General features: G+C 71.4%; 9 protein-coding genes. 1 reads left to right on the forward strand and 8 read right to left on the reverse strand.

Going from position 1 to position 18,775, the window contains the following annotated elements; genetic code table 11:
- Positions 1–7: 7 nt before the first annotated feature.
- On the reverse strand, positions 8–9,682 hold the full coding sequence (locus JYG32_RS05625; protein ID WP_213264937.1) for a non-ribosomal peptide synthetase: 9,675 nt from the start codon (positions 9,680–9,682) through the stop codon (positions 8–10).
- A 271-nt stretch (positions 9,683–9,953) separates the two neighbouring features.
- Between JYG32_RS05625 and JYG32_RS05630 the strand changes: the two genes are divergently transcribed.
- The gene (locus JYG32_RS05630; protein ID WP_213264938.1) at positions 9,954–11,699 is read left to right on the forward strand and encodes a cyclic peptide export ABC transporter; all 1,746 of its coding nucleotides are present in this window, start codon (positions 9,954–9,956) and stop codon (positions 11,697–11,699) included.
- A 177-nt stretch (positions 11,700–11,876) separates the two neighbouring features.
- Here JYG32_RS05630 and JYG32_RS05635 read toward each other — a convergent pair whose 3' ends face one another.
- From JYG32_RS05635 to JYG32_RS05665, 7 genes are all read right to left on the reverse strand, one after another.
- Entirely contained in the window at positions 11,877–12,899 is a 1,023-nt protein-coding gene (locus tag JYG32_RS05635) for an ABC transporter substrate-binding protein (RefSeq protein WP_213264939.1), read from the reverse strand.
- Entirely contained in the window at positions 12,896–13,696 is an 801-nt protein-coding gene (fhuF, locus tag JYG32_RS05640; protein ID WP_213264940.1) for a siderophore-iron reductase FhuF, read from the reverse strand. Before fhuF ends, JYG32_RS05635 begins: the two co-directional genes overlap by 4 nt.
- Entirely contained in the window at positions 13,693–15,783 is a 2,091-nt protein-coding gene (fhuB, locus tag JYG32_RS05645) for a Fe(3+)-hydroxamate ABC transporter permease FhuB (protein ID WP_213264941.1), read from the reverse strand. Before fhuB ends, fhuF begins: the two co-directional genes overlap by 4 nt.
- Complete coding sequence (locus JYG32_RS05650; RefSeq protein ID WP_213264942.1) at positions 15,780–16,628, reverse strand: ABC transporter ATP-binding protein; 849 nt, start codon at positions 16,626–16,628, stop codon at positions 15,780–15,782. Before JYG32_RS05650 ends, fhuB begins: the two co-directional genes overlap by 4 nt.
- Positions 16,618–17,637: a TauD/TfdA family dioxygenase gene (locus tag JYG32_RS05655; RefSeq protein WP_213264943.1), complete on the reverse strand. Its 1,020-nt coding sequence runs from the start codon at positions 17,635–17,637 to the stop codon at positions 16,618–16,620. The genes JYG32_RS05650 and JYG32_RS05655 overlap by 11 nt, the downstream gene beginning before the upstream one ends.
- 45 nt (positions 17,638–17,682) lie before the next feature.
- A complete protein-coding gene (locus tag JYG32_RS05660) occupies positions 17,683–17,916 on the reverse strand; it encodes an MbtH family protein (protein WP_213264944.1) in 234 nt (77 codons plus the stop codon).
- Between the two features lie 88 nt (positions 17,917–18,004).
- Positions 18,005–18,673 (reverse strand): RNA polymerase factor sigma-70, encoded by a 669-nt coding sequence (locus JYG32_RS05665; RefSeq protein ID WP_213264945.1) that lies wholly within the window; start codon positions 18,671–18,673, stop codon positions 18,005–18,007.
- Positions 18,674–18,775: the final 102 nt, after the last annotated feature.

Here is an 18,775-nt window from a genome sequence, read left to right on the forward strand (position 1 = left end):
GTCGTCCTTATTGGGTTTCCAGTTCGCCGAGCAGCGCGTCGATCGCGCTCGCCGCATCGGTCGCGCCGCGTGCCGCACAGGCCGCGTCGATCGCTTCCGCGCAGCGCGCGAGCGTGCGCGTGTCGAACAGCGTGCGCAGCGGCAGCGCGAGCCCCCAGTGCAGGTTCGCCTGCGCGTGGGCCCGCGTCGCGAGCAGCGAATGGCCGCCGAGCAGGAAGAAATCGCCGTCGCGGCCGATCGCGTCGACATGCAGCACGCGTTGCCAGATGTCCGCGAGCGCACGTTCGGTATCGGTCGCTAGTTCGACGGCTTCGGCTGCTTCGCGCACCGGCGCGGGCAACGCATGACGGTCGCACTTGCCGTTCGGCGTGACGGGCAGCGCATCGAGTTCGATCAGTTGCGACGGCACCATGTAGGCCGGCAGTTGCGCGCGCAACGCATCGAGCAGCGCCACGCGGTCGAGCGGGCCCGCGTCGCCGCGGGCGACATAACCGATCAATTGCTCGTCGCGCACGATCACGACCGCATCGTTCACGCCGGGCGCCGCGCGCAGCAGCGCCTCGATCTCGCCCGGCTCGATCCGCTGGCCGCGCAGCTTCACCTGCGTGTCGACACGGCCGAGATAGTCGAGCGCGCCGTCGGCGCGCCGGCGCGCGAGGTCGCCCGTGCGGTACATGCGTGCGCCCGGCACGAACGGATCGGGTACGAAGCGCTCGGCGGTCAGCGCCGGGCGGCCGAGATAACCGCGCGCCAGGCCCGCGCCTGCCAGGTACAGTTCGCCGGTCGCGCCGGCCGGCACCGGCTGCCATGCGGCATCGAGCACGTGCAGTTGCAGGTTCGCGATCGGATGGCCGATCGGTACCGCGCCCGCATTCGCGTCGTCGGGGCCGCAGGTCCAGTGCGACACGTCGATCGCGGCCTCGGTCGGCCCGTACAGGTTCACGAGCGTCGCGTTCGGCAGCAGCCGCGCCATCTTCGCGACGAGTTCGGGCGCCAGCGCCTCGCCGCTCGCGACGATCAGGCGCACGCTGCCGCATTGCGCGGCGGCCGGGAAATCGTCGAGATACACGGCGAACGCGGCGAGCATCGACGGCACGAAGTGCAGCACCGTCACGCCGTGCGCATGGATCGCGGCCGCGAGACGCGCCGGATCGCGATGGTCGCCGGGCGCGGCGATCGCGAGCTTCGCGCCGATCGCCAGCGGCCACACGAATTCCCAGACCGACACGTCGAAGCCGAACGGCGTCTTGTGCAGCACGACGTCGTCGCGCGTCAGACGATAGGCGTGCTGCATCCACGCGATCCGGTTCGCGAGCGCGCCGTGCGTGTTGCCGGCGCCTTTCGGCTTGCCGGTCGAGCCCGACGTGTAGATCAGGTAGGCGAGTTGGGCGTCGTCGACGGCGACGCTTGCGGGCGCCGCGTCACGTTCGTCCGCGTCATCGGCGAGCAGGTCAGCAACCGTCAGCAACTGCGTCGCGGCATCGTCTCCAAGCGCGGCCTCGACCTGCTCGCGCAGGTGGGCCTGCGTGATCGCGACGGCCGGCCGCGCGTCGCGCAGCAGGTATGCAATGCGCTCGGCCGGATAGTCGGGATCGACCGGCAGGTACGCCGCACCGGCCTTCAGCACGCCGACGAGCGCCATCACCATGTCGAACGAGCGCTCGACGCACAGCGCGACCGGCGTATCGGGCCGCACGCCGCGCCGGCGCAGTGCGCCCGCGATGCGTGACGTGCCGAGGTCGAGTTCGCGATAGGTCGCGCGATGCACGCCGCCGTGAACGTCCGCGTATTCGAGCGCAATCGCGTCGGGCGTCGCGTGCGCCGCATCGACGAATTGCAGGTGCAGCGGCTGCCGTTGCGAAGCCGGCCATGACTGCGCGGTGTCCTGTGCAAGCACCAGTGCGTCGCGGGTTGCGTCGTCGGCGATCGACAGCGTGCCGAGCAGCGCGTCCGGCGTGCGGGCCAGCGCATCGAGCGCACACGCGAACGCACGGTGCCAGGTCTCGACCTGCCGCGCATCGACGCGGGCGGTGTCGTAGCCGTAGTCGATCGTCAGTTCGGCGCCGCTCTCGATCACCAGCGTCAGCGCGAAATCCGTCGCCTCGATGCTGCGCACGCCGCTCAACGCAAGCGCGCGCGGATCGGCGTCGCGCGCCGTCTCGTCGACCGGGTAGTTCTCGAACACGACCAGCGTGTCGAACAGTGCGCCGCCCGCGCCGCGTGCCCAGCGCTGGATGTCGGCGAGCGGCGTGTGCGCATGCTCGGCGGCCGCCGCATTCTCGCGCTGCAGCGTTTGCAGCCAGTCGGCCGCGCGTTGCTGCGGCGCGGGCGCCGTAATCACCGGCAGCGTGTTGATGAAGAGACCGAGCACCGTGTCGACATCCGCGAGCGCATCGGGACGGCCCGCGACGGTCGCGCCGAACGCGACGGCCGGCTGGTGCGTCATCCGCTGCAGCGCGAGCGCCCACGCACCCTGCACCAGCGTGTTGACGGTCAGCTTCAGCGCGCGCGCCGTCTGCGCGACGCGCGTCATCGCGTCCGCGTCGATCGTCGCGCGCCACGTAACCATGTCGGCGTCCGCGCGGTCTGCGGTGCGTTCCGCGATCAGCGTCGGCGCGTCGAGCCGCGCGAGGCGGTCGGTCCAGAAGCGTCCGTCGGCATCGCGATCGCGCGTGCCTAGCCACGCGATGAAGTCGCGGTAGCGCAGCGCCGGACGGCTTGCGAACGGCGACACGGCGTCCGGGTCGCGATAGTCGCGCAGCACGTCCGCGAGCAGGCGCGCGGTACTCCAGCCGTCGAGCAGCACGTGGTGACGCGTCCACACGACGCGCCATGCGTCGTCCGACACGCGAATCAGCGTGAGCCGCATCAGCGGCGGCTCGCGCCAGTCGAAACCGCGCGCGCGGTCAGCCGCGAGCCATGCGTTGAAATCCGCGTCGAGCGTGCCGCCGCGCGTGCGCCAGTCGAGCTGTTCGACCGGCATCTGCGCGTGGCGATGCACGCACTGCAGCGGCGCGGCTTCGTCGGGCATCACGCTCGTGCGCAGGATGTCGTGGCGCGCGACGGACGCGTCGAACGCAGCCGCAAGCCGGTCGGCATCGAGTGCGGTCGCGGTCGCGACGAGCTGGTTCACGTAGCTCGCGTGGCCCGGCGCGAACAGCGCATGGAACAGGATGCCCTGCTGCATCGGCGACAGCGGATACACGTCGTCGATCGCGCGCCAGTCGAGCGGCGTGCGTTCGATCGCGGCCTGAGTAAGGCCGGCGGCCTGCGCGAGCGGGAAATCGCCCGGCGTCGCGCCACCGCCGCGGTGCGCGACGCGCGATGCACATGCGTCGACGAGCTCGCGCAGCGCGGCTGCGAAGCGTTCGGCGAACGCGTCGATCGTCGCGCGCTCGAACTGCGGCGCACCATAGACCCAGTGCATTTTCAGCGCGCGCGCGCCATCGCGGTCCGTATCGAGGTAAGCGTGGATCGCGAGCGTGTTGCCGAGCGGCCCCTGCGGATCGCGCTCGACGCCGGTGCCGCCGAAGCGTGGCACGAGCGTTGCGTCGCGCGGCGCGTCGAACTGGCCGAGATAGTTGAACGTGACGCGCGGGCGCGGCACGGCGGCCAGCGCCGCGCGCGTCGCCGCATCGCCGTAGTGTGCAAGCACGCCGAAGCCGAGCCCCTTGTGCGGCACCGCGCGCAACGTGTCCTTGACTGCACACAGCGTGTCGCGCGCGGTCGCTTCGACCGGCAACGTCACCGGGTAATGGCTCGTCAGCCAGCCGATCGTGCGGCTCGCGTCCGCGTCGTCGAACAGCGCCTCGCGGCCGTGCCCTTCCAGTTCGACACGGCACGATGCGGTGCCGCTGCGTGCGCCGGACAGTGCCAGCGCGAGTGCGGCACCGAGAAGCTCGATCGTCTGCGTGCGATAGGCCGCATGCGCATCGGTCAGCGCCGCGCGGGTCAATGCCGCATCGATCGTCTGCACGACGACGACCGCATCGGCATTCGTCGCCGCTGCGTCGGGATGATCGGGCACGAGGTCGTCGCCCTGCGCCATGCCGGCCCAGTACGCGGTCTCGGCAGCGAACGGCGACGCCGGTTCCGTCGCGGCGCGCGCGAGCCGCGCGGCCCATGCATCCGCGCGCAGGCCCGGCTGCGACAGCCGGAACGGCGTGCGGTCGCACGCGGCGCGGTAGGCCGAGTCGAGGTCGTCGAGCAGGATGCGCCACGACACGCCGTCGACGATCGCGTGGTGAATCGCGAGATAGAGCTGTGTCGAGCCGTCCGGCAGCCGTGCCGCGCACGCGCACGCGAGCGGCCCGCGGCCGAGGTCGAGGCGGCGCTGCAGCGCGTCGAAACGTGCGAGCGCGTCGGCTTCGTCGCGTGCGGCGACTTCGACGAACGGCAGCGCATCGTACGGCTTCGCGGCATCGCTGGCGTGCCACGTGCCGTCCGTGCCGCGCGCGAAGCGCTGGCGGAATGCATCGTGATGCGTCAGCAACGCATCGAATGCGCGCGCGAATGCGTCCGTGTCGAACGGCCCGCGCACGTCGAACGCGACCGACTGGTTCCAGTGGCCGCGCTGCGGGACGTCGAGCGCGAAGAAGCGTTGCTGCGCGGGCGTCAGGATTGGCGCGGCAGCCGGCGTTGCCACTGCGGATGCGGCTGCGATCGCAGGCTGAGCGGCGGCGGCGGCCGCGTCATCCGTCTTCGCGATACGCGCGAGCTCGGCCACCGTCGGGCCGTCGAACAGTTGCTTCGGCGTGAATCGCACGCCGCGCCTGCGTGCACGGGCAATCACCTGCAGCACGAGGATCGAATCGCCGCCGAGTTCGAAGAAGTTGTCGTCGCGGCCCACATGCGGCGCCTTCAGCACGGCCTGCCAGACTTCGGCGAGCACCGATTCGATCGCGCCCTGCGGCGCATCGCCGGACGCGATCGCGGCCGGCGCGGCCGCCAGTTCGCGCAGCGCCGCACGATCGATCTTGCCGTTCGCGGTCACCGGCAGGCGCGCGAGCGCGACGAACTGCGCGGGCACCATGTAGTCGGGCAGCTTCGCGGCGAGCGCCGCGCGTACGGCGGCCTCATCGAACGCCGCGCCATCGCGCATCACGACGAAGGTCGCAAGCCGCAGCCGGCCGTCGTGCTCGATCGCGAGCGTTTCGGCCTGCGCAATCGGGCCGGCCGCGCGCACGGCCGCACTCACCTCGCCCGGTTCGACACGGTAGCCGCGGATCTTCACCTGGTCGTCGATGCGACCGAGGAACGCGAGACGGCCATCCGCACGCAAGCGCACGCGGTCGCCGGTGCGGTACAGCCGCGCGCCGGGCGTGAACGGATCGGGCACGAAGCGTTCGGCGGTCTGCGCCGGACGACCCAGGTAGCCGCGCGCGACGCCCGGCCCGCCCAGATACAGCTCGCCCGTCGCGCCGGCCGGCACGCATGCGCCGAACGCGTCGAGCACGAGCGCGCGCGCATTGGGCAGCGGCAGGCCGAGCGGCACGCCGCTCGCGGGATCGCGCGCATCGGCGGCGATCGACGCCGTGTCGCATGCGATCGCGCCGACCGTCGCTTCGGTCGGCCCGTAATGATTGATCACGCGGCAGGCCGGCGCGAGCGCGGCCAGGCGCGCCACGAGCGCCCACGTAAGCGTTTCGCCGCCCGTCACGAGCGCGTGGCGCGGCAGCACGTCGGCCGGCACGCGCGCGTCGAGCAGCGCCTGCAGATGGCTCGGCACGATCTTCAGCACGCCGACGTCGCGCCGGCGCATCTCGTGCGCGAACAGGTCCGGATCGAACGCGCATGCGGCCGGCAGCAGGTGCAGCGTGCGGCCCGCGCACAGCGCGCCGAACAGCGTTGTGTGGCCGAGATCGGCCGCGACGGTCGACACCATCGCGAACGACGCGTCCGGTGCGAACGCGAGTTCGTCGAGCATCCCCTGCACGTAGTCGGCCAGTGCGCCGTGCGACACGACGACGCCCTTCGGCGTGCCGGTCGAGCCCGACGTATAGATCAGGTACGCGCCCTGTTCCGGATGCGGCGCGACGCGCACGCCGGCCGCATGGGCGAGCGTCGCGTCCTGCGCGAGCGTGTCGACGTCGAGCGGCTGCGCGCCGATGCCGGCCGGCCACGCGACCGTATCCGCGACGAGCGCCCAGCGTGCGCCGCAATCGGCGGCCGCCGCGGCCAGTCGCGCGGCAGGTTGCGCGGGATCGAGCAACACGGCAAGCGCGCCGGCTTTCAGCGCGCCAAGCAGGCCGACGACGAAGCGCGCCGAACGTTCGATGCAGACGATGACGGACGCTTCGGCGGCCACACCGCGCTGAGTCAGCGCGCGCGCGATTCGGTTCGACGCGTCGTCGAGTTCGGCGAACGTCAGCGCCGCCGACGCGTCGGCGAGCGCGACGCGATGCGGATACGCGGCCGCCTGCCGCGCAAACGCGGCGACGATGTCGGCATGTTCGACGCGCAGCGCGCGGCCGTCGCGCGGCTGGCGCGATTCGGCCGATGCGTCGCACGGCAGCGCGGCCGTCGTGCGTTGCGGATCGTGCGCGGCCGCGCCGACGAGCGCCGCATAGCTGTCGAGCCAGGCGCGCGCGGTGTCGGCGTCGATGCAGTCGGTCGCATGGGCCGCGACCAGTTCGATCCCGTTCGCGTCGTCGGTGAAATCCAGCGCGAAGTCGAAGCGCGCAGCGAGATCGGGCCCCGGCGTCGCGACCGCCGTTGCGCCCGGCAGCACGCTGTCGTGCCGCGCGTCGAACTGCTGCGCGAATTTCACGCGCAGCCATTCGTCGCCGCGCTTGACCGACGGCTTCACCGCATCGACGACGCGCTCGAACGGCACGTCCTGGTGCGCGACCGCGTCGAGCGCCGCCGTGCGTGCCGCGTCGACGAGCGCGCGGAACGGCAACATCGGCGCCACGCGCACACGCAGCGCGACCGTATTCAGGAACAGCCCGAGCAACGCGCGCGTTTCGGGGCGCTGGCGATGCGCGACCGGCACCGCGACGACGACGTCCGTCTCGCCGGTCAGGCGCGACAGCCATGCATCGAGCGCGGCCAGCAGCACCGTGAAGACGGTGGCCTGCGCGTCGCGCGCGAGTTGCCGCACGTCGGCCGCGACCGCGTCCGGCAGGCGCACCGACACGCGTGCGCCCTGCAGCGTGCGCGCGGCGCCCGGCTGACGATCGACCGGCAGCGCGATCGGGCCCGGCGCGTCGCGCAATGCGCCGCGCCAGTAGTCGAGCTGACGTTCGCCCTCGCCGCCTGCCAGCATGTCGCGCTGCCAGTCCGCGTAGTCGGCGTACTGGATCGGCAGGTCGGGCAACGACGGTTCGCGGCCTTCCGCATACGCGCGGTACGCGGCCGACAGTTCGTCGAACGCACAGCGCGAGGTCCAGCCGTCGGTGATCGCGTGATGCGCGGTCAGCAGCAGGCGGTGACGGTCGTCGGCAAGCACGACGAGCGTCGCGCGCAGCAGCGGGCCGCGTGCGAGGTCGAACGGCTCGGCCGCATCGCGCTCGGCGAGTCGCGCGGCTTGCGCGTCGCGCGCGGCCGGCGGCAGGTCGCGCAGGTCGATGTCGGCGATCGACACCGGCAGATGCGCATGAATCCGCTGCATCACGACGCCGTCGTCGTTGTCGACGAGCGTCGTGCGCCACGCGTCATGACGCCCGATCACGTGATCGAGTGCGCGCTGCAGCGCGTCGCGTTCGAGCGTGCCGTCGATCGTCCAGTGCGCGGCGATGTGATACGCGGCGCTAGCGTCGCGCGTTTGCGCGAGCACCCAGAAACGTTGCTGCGCGAGCGACGCCGCACGGTCGACGTGCGGCTTACCCGATGCGGCTGCGTCGGCCGCCACGTGGCGCGCAGAAATAATGGCGGCCAGCGGCTCGCCCGTTTCGCGTTCCGCACGATCGACCGTTTCGGCCAGTTCGGCGAGTGCCGGATCGGCGAACAGCGTATCGAGCCGCAGGTTCACGCGCCAAGCAGCGCGAATCGCGGCCTGCAATTGCATCGCGGCGAGCGAATCGGCGCCCAGCGCGAAGAAACGGTCGTCGCGCGACGGCGCGGCATCGAGGCCGAGCAGCGTCTGCCACAGGCCGGCGAGCTGCTGCCCGGTCGGCGTGCGCGGCGCGTCGCCGGCGCCTTGCGTCGTGTCGCGCGCGGCGGCAATCCGTTCGCGCAGCACGGCGCGGTCGATCTTGCCGTTCAGCGTATACGGCAGTGCATCGCAGCGCACGAACCGGTGCGGCTGCCATGCCGCCGGCAATTGCGCGGCCACGTGCGCCTTCAGCGCCGCATCGTCGGCCGCCGCGCGCAGCGCGACACACGCGATCAATCGCGTCGGCCCGTTGCCGGTTTCGGCGACCACGGCCGCGTCGGCCACGGCCGGATGCGAGCGCAGGCACGCGGCGATTTCCGCGGGCTCCACGCGCACGCCGCGCACCTGGACCTGGTCGTCGAGGCGGCCGAGATAGTCGAATGCACCGTCGTCACGCAGGCGCGCGAGATCGCCCGTGCGGTAGACGCGCGCGCCGGGCTCGCCGTCCGGATCGGGAATGAAACGTTCGGCCGTCAGCGCCGGGCGGCCGTGATAACCGCGCGCGATACAGACGCCGCCGAGCAGCAGTTCGCCGCCTTCGCTCGACTCGCCGTCAACGCGCGCGACGCGCGGGCCGATCACGCGGCCGATCGGCAGCGACGCATACGCGTCGTCGGCGGCCAGCGCGGGCGTCTCGCCCGGCTCGACCGGCCACAGCATCGGCGAGATCACGGCCTCGGTCGGCCCGTAGCCGTTGATCAGGCGTACCGACGGGAAGGTGCGGCGCACGAATTCGAACGCCTGCTGCGGCAGCGCTTCGCCGCCGAACGCGAGCACGCGCAGTGCCGGCGGCACGGCATCGCGCGCGGCGACGGTCGCGAATTCGCGCAGGTACGCGGGCGGGAACGCGGCGACGTTGACCGCTTCGCGCACCATCAGCGCATGCGCGGCGTCCGGTGCAAACGGCTGCGGCGGCGCCACGACGATACCGGCGCCGATGGCGAGCGGCGCGAGCCAGCACTCGTGAGCGGCGTCGAAGTTGACCGACGCGAAATGCAGCAGACGGTCGCCGGCTTCGATCGGCAGCGCGGCCGCGAGCGCGTCGCAGTGCGCGGCGAGCGGTCCGTGCTCGACGACCACCGCCTTCGGCGTGCCAGTCGAGCCCGACGTATAGATCATGTAGGCCGCCGAACGGGGGTGCACCAACACATCTTCGTCATCGGCAGCGAGGTCCTGCTCGCCCGCCGCTTCGGCAGCCGCGTCGAACGCGTGTTCGAACGGCGCGCCGAGCGCCGCGCGGCCGGCTTCGTCGACGATGCCGTGCCGCAGTTGCGCGTCCTGGACGATCCAGTCGAGGCGCGCGGCCGGATGACGCGGATCGAGCGGCACGAACACGCCGCCCGCCTTCAGCACGGCCAGCAGCGCGACGAACAGCTCGCACGAGCGCTCGACGCAGACGCCGACCCGCACTTCCGCGCCGACGCCGGCCGCGCGCAGTTGCCGGGCCAGCCGCGACGCACGCGCGTCGAGCGCGCCGCGCGACAGGCGCAAGTCGTTCTGGAAAGGTACGGCGATCGCGGGTGCGTCGGGCGCAATGCGCGCCAGTTCGCGAATTCGGTGATGCAGCGCAGTCGGGAAACTCGTCATGTGCGTGAAATCCTTCGGTCCGGCCGCTTCGGCCAAGTCTCGGGGCCGCTTGGGGCGGCTTCACTGGTGTGACGAACGGCGCAGCCGATTTTTTACCGTTTTGCGCTCGAAGCGCGCGCAGCCGTCTTTTTTTGCAGGCGCGGCTAAATATTTGCGCCGCCCGTTCGTCTATCAGGGAGGAAAGCCGGAACGGGGCTCGCCCCGCCCGCCGCTTTCGCTTTACCTTTCCGTTTCCGCGTATTCGCCTGCCTTCCCTTTACCGACGTTGCCGATGACAGCCGCCCACGAGCCTTCTTCCCCGCCGTCCCTCGACGCCTCGCCCGCCCGCCCCGCGGCGCGCCTGATCCTCGCGCTGTTGCGCGAAAGCCGCGTGTCGCTCGCGCTGGCGCTCTCCGCGTGCGTGCTGAACGGCGTCGCGAGCGTGCTGCTCGTCGCGACGCTGAACCGTGCGCTCTCGCAGCCTGGCGCGGCCGATGCGTCGCTCGCGTGGCGCTTCGCGCTGTGCGCGGTGATCGCGCTCGTCACGCGGATCGTGTCGGGCACGCTGTTCGCGCGCCTGTCGCAGGACACGATGGCGCGGCTGCGCGTGCATCTCGCGCGACGCGTCGGCGCGGCCGAGCTGCGCGACATCGAGCGGATCGGCGCGGCACCCGTGCAGTCGGTGCTGACCGACGACGCGACCAACGTGTCGATGCTGTTCTTCGCGCTGCCGAACCTGGTCATGCACGGCTCGATCGTGTTCGGCTGCCTCGGCTATCTCGCGTGGCTGTCGTGGCCCGTGTGCGTGCTCGCACTGGCCGCGATCGTCGCCGGCTCGCTCGGCTATCACACCGGCGACCGCCGCGCGATCGCGTCGCTCGAAGCGGCCGGCCAGGCGCAGGATCGCCTGTTCGGTTATCTCGGCTCGCTGTTTTCCGGTGCGAAGGAACTGAAGCTGCACGATGCGCGCGCACGCCAGTTCGTCGACGGCCAGCTCGGCGCGGCGATCGGCGAAGTGCGCGACCACCGCCGCCGCGCGTTCAGCGCGTACGCGGTCGGGGTCGGCTGGATCATCTTCCTGTTCTACGTGTTCCTCGGCGTCGCATCGTTCTGGCCGCAGCTTGGCGTGCATGCCGGGCCGGGCGTGGCCGCCGGCTACGTCGTCGTGTTCCTGTTCATGCTCGTGCCGCTCGACGGGCTCCTGAACAACCTGCCGACCGTCAACGCGGCACGCGTGTCGCTCACGCGGATCGAAGGCGTGATGGCCGAATTCGGTGCGCTGCGCACGGTGCCGCCCGCGGCCGACGCGCCCGACGTGCCGCCGGCCGGTGCCGTCACATTGCGCGGCGTCACGCACGCGTATTTCCACGAACGCGACGAACGGATGTTCAGCATCGGGCCGATCGACCTGACGATCAAGCCGGGCGAGCTCGTGTTCATCGTCGGCGGCAACGGCAGCGGCAAGACGACGCTCGCGAAGGTGCTGACGGGGCTCTACGAGCCCGAGGAAGGCACGATCGAGGTCGACGGCCGCACGATCGGCTGGCGCGAGCGCGCCGCGTACCGGCAGCGCTTCAGCGCGGTGTTCAACGATTTCCACCTGTTCGATGCACTGCTCGGCATCGTCGATCCCGACGATCCGGCCCGCGCGCAGGCCGATGCGCGGGCGAACGCGCTCGTCGCGAAGCTGGCGCTCGACCACAAGGTGAAGGTCGTCGACGGTGCGTTCTCGACCCGCGCGCTGTCGACCGGGCAGCGCAAGCGGCTCGCGCTCGTCGTCGCGTATCTGGAAGACCGGCCGTTCTACCTGTTCGACGAATGGGCGGCCGACCAGGATCCGTCGTTCAAGGCCGTGTTCTACGAGCAGTTGCTGCCCGAGCTGCGCGCACGCGGCAAGGCCGTGATCGTGATCACGCACGACGACCGCTATTTCGATCTTGCCGACCGGCTCCTGAAGCTCGACAACGGGCGCATCGTCAGCGACACGATGCCCGCGGGTCTGCGTGCGCGGGACGGCGTCGATGCGCTGAGCGCGTAAGCCATTCATGGATCGATCGCCGACGCGCCGCAATGGCAGCGCGCCGGCGATGTTCGGTTCAGAAGGGAATGTTGCTGACGACTGGCGGAAAGGAACGGCCGAGGCCTTCCACCGTCAAGCCGAAGACAACGCCCTGCCCGTCGAAGCGGCACGATCCGCAGACAAACCGCCGCGCGCTCAACGCGCGGCCGGCAGCTTCAGCATCGTATCGGTCATCACGTCGGCCAGCTTCAGCGCCGACATCGGCCCGCCGAACCCCCAGATATTGCGCTCGATGAGCGCGATCCGGCGATCGCGCAGCGCGGGCACGAAACGCCACACCGGCGAATCGAGTTTCGCCGACAGCGGCACGTCCAGCCCCGACGCGGTCACGAACATCACGGCCAGATTGCGTTGCGTGAGCAGATCGGCCGACGTCACGTACAGCGTACCTTCCCGCGTCGGCTTCTGCGGCCACGGATCGAGCCCGAGCGCACGCGCGAGACCCGCCGACGTGCTGTTGCCCGTATAGGCCCAGTAACGGTCGGGCAAGCCGAGATCCTGCAGCAGCGCAATGCGCTCGCCCTGTCGGCCCGCGGCCGCGAGCCGCGCCGCATTGCGCGCGATCCCCGCGTCGAGTTTCGCATCGACTGCCTGCGCACGCGCGGCGCGCCCCGTGACCGCGCCAATCGTCCGGAAGATCTGCCGCATCCAGTCGAGCTGCGTGACGGGCACGCCGCCGTCGGAAACATTCGGGCTGAACTGGAACAGGATCGTCGGTGCGATCCGGTCGAGTGCGTCGAAGATCGGCGCATGCCGGAAGCCGACGCCGATGATCAGGTCGGGCTCGACTGCCGCGATCGCCTCGAGCCCCGGCTCCTGCCGCGAGCCGATATCGGTCACGTGCGCGAGCCGGTCGCTCCGGTAGCCGAGCCAGCCCGGATAGAACGCGGTATCGGCCATCCCGACCGGCACGATGTCGAGCGCGATCACGCTCTCCGCGAACATGAAGTCGAGCGCGACCACGCGCTGCGGCCGCACCGGCATCTTCGCGCTCGCCTGCGACACGACCGGGTTGCCGGCCAGCGACACGGCGCCCGGCGTGCGGTGTAAGTCGCCGGCAACGGCACCCGCGCCGGCCGACGCGGAAAACACACCGCAGCACGCGGCACCGAGCGCGGCGAGTGCGCCCAACGCGTGCCGGCGGCCGGCATGCGTCACCGGATCGCGTCCTGCCCGGCCAGCGCCGCGTCGTCCATCGTCAGTAGCAGGGGGCAGCTTCCACACAGTTGCGTTTCTCCAGGAATTTCGTAGCGCAGGCAGCACACGCGGCGCGCGCGAAACGGCGTCGGCAGCAGCGGCGAGCGCGGCACGGCGTCGCGCACCGGCACGCGCAGCGGATTCGGCTCGCCGTGCACGCATGCCGGACCGAACAACCAGTCCGCGTCCCGAACGGGATCGGCCGCGCACGGCAGCGAACGACAGGTGTCGAGCAGATAGTCGAGCAGGTTGCCCGCGTTGTTCCACAGCACGCGCGGCGTCACGCGGCCCATCGCCGCAAGCAGGTCGATCACCGTGCCGAGATGCGCGACGAGCCCCGCATAGCGCGGCGCGGGATCGTCGCACGGCGCGCCGAGCGCGTCCGGCGCGAAATACAGCGCGGCGGGCATCCCGTCGTCGAGCGCGACGAATGTGCGCTCGGGCGCCATGTCGAGCGGCCGGCCGAGCGTCAGCGCCGCGACGACGCCGGCCGGCGCCGCGCGGCCGAAGTAGTACTTGCTCCATTGCGACATCAGCGCGCGTGCATGCTGCGCCGGATCGCCGCCGTAATGACGGACCATCGCGTCGAGCACAGCGTCGCGGTGCTCGGGCAACGCGCTGACAGGCACGACGATGCGGCCCGGCGCGTGTGCGTCGTCGGGCGTGCCGAGCCAGACGACGTCGAGATGGTCGGCGAACGGTTCGGGCGCGAACGCCGAGAAGCGCGTGGCGCGCGCGCCGTCGAACGACGGCGTCATCGCCCTGCGCGCCGGGCGCGGCGCCCCTCGAGGATCAGCAGTCCGAGCAGGTACGGCGCACCGATCAGCGCGGTCAGCACGCCGGCCGGCACTTCGCGCGGCGCGACGACCGTGCGGGCCGCGAGATCCGCGACGCCGAGGATCAGCGCGCCGCACGCGGCCGCGAGCCACAGCCGCGTGCGATGCCGGCGCGCGCCGAGCATCGTCGCGACATGCGGCGCCATCAACCCGATGAAGCCGACCGGCCCGACCGCCGCGACGGCCGCGCACGCGGCGAGCGTCGCGATCGTCAGCGCGAGCGGCCGCAGCGCGGCCACCGGCAGGCCGAGCGCGGCCGCCTGGTCGTCGCCGAGCGCGAGCATGTCGAGCGGTCGCGCAAGCCATGCGAACACGGGCACCGCGAGCACGCACCACGGCAGCAGCATCGACACCTCGCCCCAGCTCCGGCCATAGGTGCCGCCGACGAGCCACACGACGAAGCGCGCGGGTTGTACGCTTTGCTGCGTGATGAGCCATTGCGCGAGCGTGGTCCACAGCGCACCGATCGCGATGCCTGTCAGCGCCACCGCGAGCGGCGCATAACGATGCCGGTGATTCAATGCGAGCGTGATCGCGAGCGACAGTCCGCCGCCGATCAGCGCGGCCGCCGCGAGCGTCACGTGGCCCATCAGCGGCCACGTCGACAATGCGAATAGCGTAACGAGCCCCGCGCCCTGCGTGACGCCGAGCACTTCGGGGCCCGCGAGCGGATTGCGCACGACGCTCTGCATCGCGACGCCGCTCACGGCCAGCAGCGCGCCCGCAAGCAGCGCACACAGCAGGCGCGGCAGGCGCAGGTCGATCAGCATCCGCGCGAGCGTCTCCTGGCCGGACAGCGCGGCGGACCAGCGCGCGGGCGACAGCCACTCGGGGCCGGCCGACACGCCGACCAACACCAGCAGCGCGCCGACAACGACGAACAGCGCGGTGCGCAGCGGCCAGCCGAGCCGTTCGAGCCAGCCGACGAGCCGCGTCGAGCCGCCGCCCGACGCGCGTTCGGCATCCGCATGCAGCACGCCCGACCACGCGGCGCCGCGCCGGATCATCGCGAGCATCAGCGGCGTGCCGACCAGCGCGATCGCGACGCCGGTCGACAGCGTCGCGTCGAGGCCCGACGCGAGCACCGCGCTGTCGGTGACGAGCACGAGCGCGCCGCCGGCGAGCGCCGACAGCGGTACCAGCACGCCGAGCCGCGCCGCGCGCGCGCCGCGCACCTGGCGCAGCAGGTTCGGTGCAACGAGGCCGACATACGAAAGCGGGCCCGCGATACTGACGGCCACGCTCGTGAACGCGACCGCGACGAACGTCGCGGCGAGCCGCGTCGCATCGACGCGCACGCCGGCCGCGGCCGCAGCATCGTCGCCGAGCGTGAGCGGGTTCAGCGGCCGGATCACGAACGGCAGCGCGACCAGCGGCACGACGAGCCAGCGCGCGGCGAGCGCGAGGCCCGTCGCGCCCGGCTGGTAAAGGCTGCCGTTGGTCCACAGCGCGGCACCCGCGATGTTCTGCTCGAAGAACGCGAGCACGAGCGTCGACAGCGCGGCGAACAACAGCATGCACACGCTGCCCGCGAGCACGAGTCGCAACGGCGTCGCACGCCAGCCGCCGGCCGCGACGATCGCGCACGCGGCAGCGGCCAGCCCGCACACGAACAGCAGCGGCACCGACGCGACGCCCGCCAGTGCCGGCACGAGCATCGCCGCGAGCAGCCCGAGCTGTGCGCCGCCCGTCACGCCAAGCAGATCGGGCGACGCGAGCGGATTGCGCGTGAGCGACTGGAACAGCGCGCCCGCGATGCCGAGGCAGCCGCCCGCCACGAGCGCGGCCGCGACACGCGGCAAGTTGAGGTCGAACAGGAACACGTGCGCGAGCGCTGCGCCGTCGCTGCCGGGCGCGGCGTCCCACCACACGCGCAAATCGGGCGCGACGCGCAGCGCCGCGAGGATCGCGATCAGCACGACGAGGCCGATCGCGATCGTGCCGGCCCGGCCGGTAGCCGCGCCCTTGCGCGTCGCCGAGAGGCGCTTGCGCATCGCGAACGTCGTCATACGGCGAGATCCCGGTCGAATACACCGGCCGCCTGCGGCGTGCCGGTCGTGGACGGCCCGTAGGCCGGCACGCACATCGGCGCGCCCGTCTGCGGATGCGCGAGCTTCAGCATCTCGACGCCGAACGCCGCGCGCAACCGCGCCGGATCGAGCATCGCGTCGGGCGAGCCCTGCGCGACGAGGCGGCCCGCGCGCATCAGCACGATCTCGTCGCTGTACGCGGCCGCCTGGTTCAGGTCGTGCAGCACCCACACGATCGTCAGGCCGCGCGCGCGGTTCAGTGCACGCAGCGCATCGAGGATGTCGAGCTGGTGATGGATGTCGAGATAGGTCGTCGGTTCGTCGAGCAGCACGATCGGCGCCTGCTGCGCGAGCGCCATCGCGATCCACGCGCGCTGGCGTTCGCCGCCAGACAGCGCGCCGACGTCGCGGCCCGCGTCGTCGGCGAGGCCGCTCGTCTCGAGCGCCTCGTCGATCGCCGCATGGTCGGCCCGCGACAGCCCGCGCAGGAAGCCGCCGTACGCATAGCGTCCGTACGCGACGAGTTCGCGCACCGTGAGGCCCGACGGAATCTGGTTGAACTGCGCGAGCATCGTCAGCTCGCGCGCGAGCGCGCGACGGCGAAACGACGCGAGCGGCTTGCCGTCGACTTCGACATGGCCGGCACGCGCGGGCTGCAGGCCCGCGAGCGTGCGCAGCAGCGTGCTCTTGCCGCAGCCGTTCGGCCCGCACAGCGCGGTCACGCGGCCGGCCGCGATCGACAGGTCCAGCCCGTCGATCACGACATGGTCGCGATAACCCACCGTCAACCCGCGCGCGGCAAGCGCGGCGGTACTACGCGTCATCGGTCCTCCGTTCGGTCGCCCGCGGGACCGTGTAACTCTGCGCCATTGCGACGACGACCTTGCGCGGCCCTTCGAACGGATCGCGCGCATGCGCGGTCAGCATGTTGTCGAGCATCAGCACGTCGCCCGTGCGCCACGGGAACACGATGCGCTGCTGGTCGAGCACGCCGCGAATCTGGGCGAGCGCATCGGCCTCGAGCGGTTCGCCGTCGCCGTAGTACACGTTGCGCGGCACGTTCTCGAGCCCGACCGCGTCGACGAGCGCTTCCTGCATGTCGTCGTCGAGCGCCGACAGGTGAAACAGGTTCGCCTGGTTGAACCACACGCGATCGCCGGTGCGCGGATGGCGCGCAACCGCCTGGCAGCGTTCGCGCGTGCGCAGCAGCAGTTCGCCGTCGTCGTCGGTGCGCCATGTGCATTCGATGCCGCGCGCCGCGCACATCCGCTCGACCTCGGCCGGCTCGTCGGTGCCGAACGACTGCTGCCACGGCAGGTCGAGGCCCTGTCCGAAATTGCGCACGTACAGCAGCTCGCGCCGCTCGAAGCGTGCGATGAGCGCCGGATCGAGCGCGCGGTACACGGCGCGGCTGTCCGCGATCGGCGTCGCGCCGCCCTTCGGCGCCGCGAGCGCGCAGTGGAACCAGATCCGCAGCGGCCATTCGCGCGTATACGACTGCTCGTTGTGCAGCGGAATCGCGCGGTGCGGCGGGTATTCGGTCGACGTGTAAACGGCGCCTTCGACCTGGCTGCGCGGCGTCGACGCGTATTCATAGCCGATCAGCGGATCGCCGAACGACGCCGCGAACTGCTGGAACGCATCGATCGACGGCACGTGAAAGCCCGTGAACAGCACGCCGCCCGCCCGTTCGAGCGTGTCGGCCGCGATCTCGCGCGCCAGCGGCGCGACGTCGTCGATCGACATGCCGTCGCTGCCGCGCGGCGACACGACGGTGGGCAGCCCCGGCTCGATACGCAGATCGTCGAGCGTCGGCAACGAAAGCAGGGTCATGCAACGTCCTCTTCAGGTGGCGCGCCGGAAACGCGGCGCAGCGGGTCACGACGCGCGCTCGCCGTCCATTGCGCGGCGCAGGCTCGCGGGGCGCATGTCGGTCCAGACGGACTCGATGTGCGCGAGACAATCGGCCTTCGGGCCGCGCACGCCGACCTCGCGCCAGCCGGCCGGCACGGGCCGGAACGTCGGCCAGATCGAATACTGTTCTTCGTCGTTGATGACGACCGTGTAAACGAGATCGTCGGTGTCGGCGGAAGGCGTCGTGGCTTGCGTCATGATCGGAAAAAAGCGGGAGACGGTTGAAGGATGCGAAGCGGCGGATTTCGCCGCGCCTGTCTGATAGACGATTGGCCGGCGCGATTTTTTACCGGCGCTGCGCGCGGCCGCTCAGGAAGACCGGGCACGCGACGCCGCGATAGCACGCGTCGAGGCATTCGGCGCAGTGGCGCTCCGCGTCGCGCACCATGAAATGCACGAGCGTCTGCGACACGTTCAGTGCGCGCGCCGCGGTCTGCAGCGTCTCCTCGCGCAGCCGCACCATCTCGAATGCCGCGCGGCTGCGCGCCGGCAGGTCGTCGAGCGCGGCCCATACGCGCCGCAGCGTATCGCGCGTCATCAGCGCGGCTTCCGGCGTCGGCTCGGGCGACGGCACGTCGAAGCCGTCGTCCTCTTCCGTGTGATAGACGTTCTCGAGACTCTGCCGGCGGCACGCGTCGATCGACGCATTGCGCACCATCCGCGTCACGTACGCGACCGGCTGGCGCACCGCGTCCTGGTTCGGGAATTCGACGAGCTTCACGAAAACGTCGTGCACGACGTCCTCGGCGCGGCTCGCGCAGCCGACGAAGCCGCGCGCGACATTGACGAGCATCGCGCGATGCGAGATCAGCACGTCGAGCAGCGCGCCCTGCGCGTGGGGCGCCGCGGCACGGCGCGCACGCGGCGCGGCGCGCGGCGGCAGGTCTGGATAACTGTCGAGGAACGGGTTCGCCGTTGCCGCCGCCGGTCGGTCGAGCACTTCCGCCATGGCCATCGATCTGCTCCGTCAAATTTCGAGATAGCTCAATTTAACGTAAACGCAAATCATTCTCAATACGATTACCGAATGACCCTTTCCGCTGTCAGGATTTGTCTG

It is taken from the genome of Burkholderia pyrrocinia (assembly GCF_018417535.1).
GTDB lineage: Bacteria > Pseudomonadota > Gammaproteobacteria > Burkholderiales > Burkholderiaceae > Burkholderia > Burkholderia pyrrocinia_E.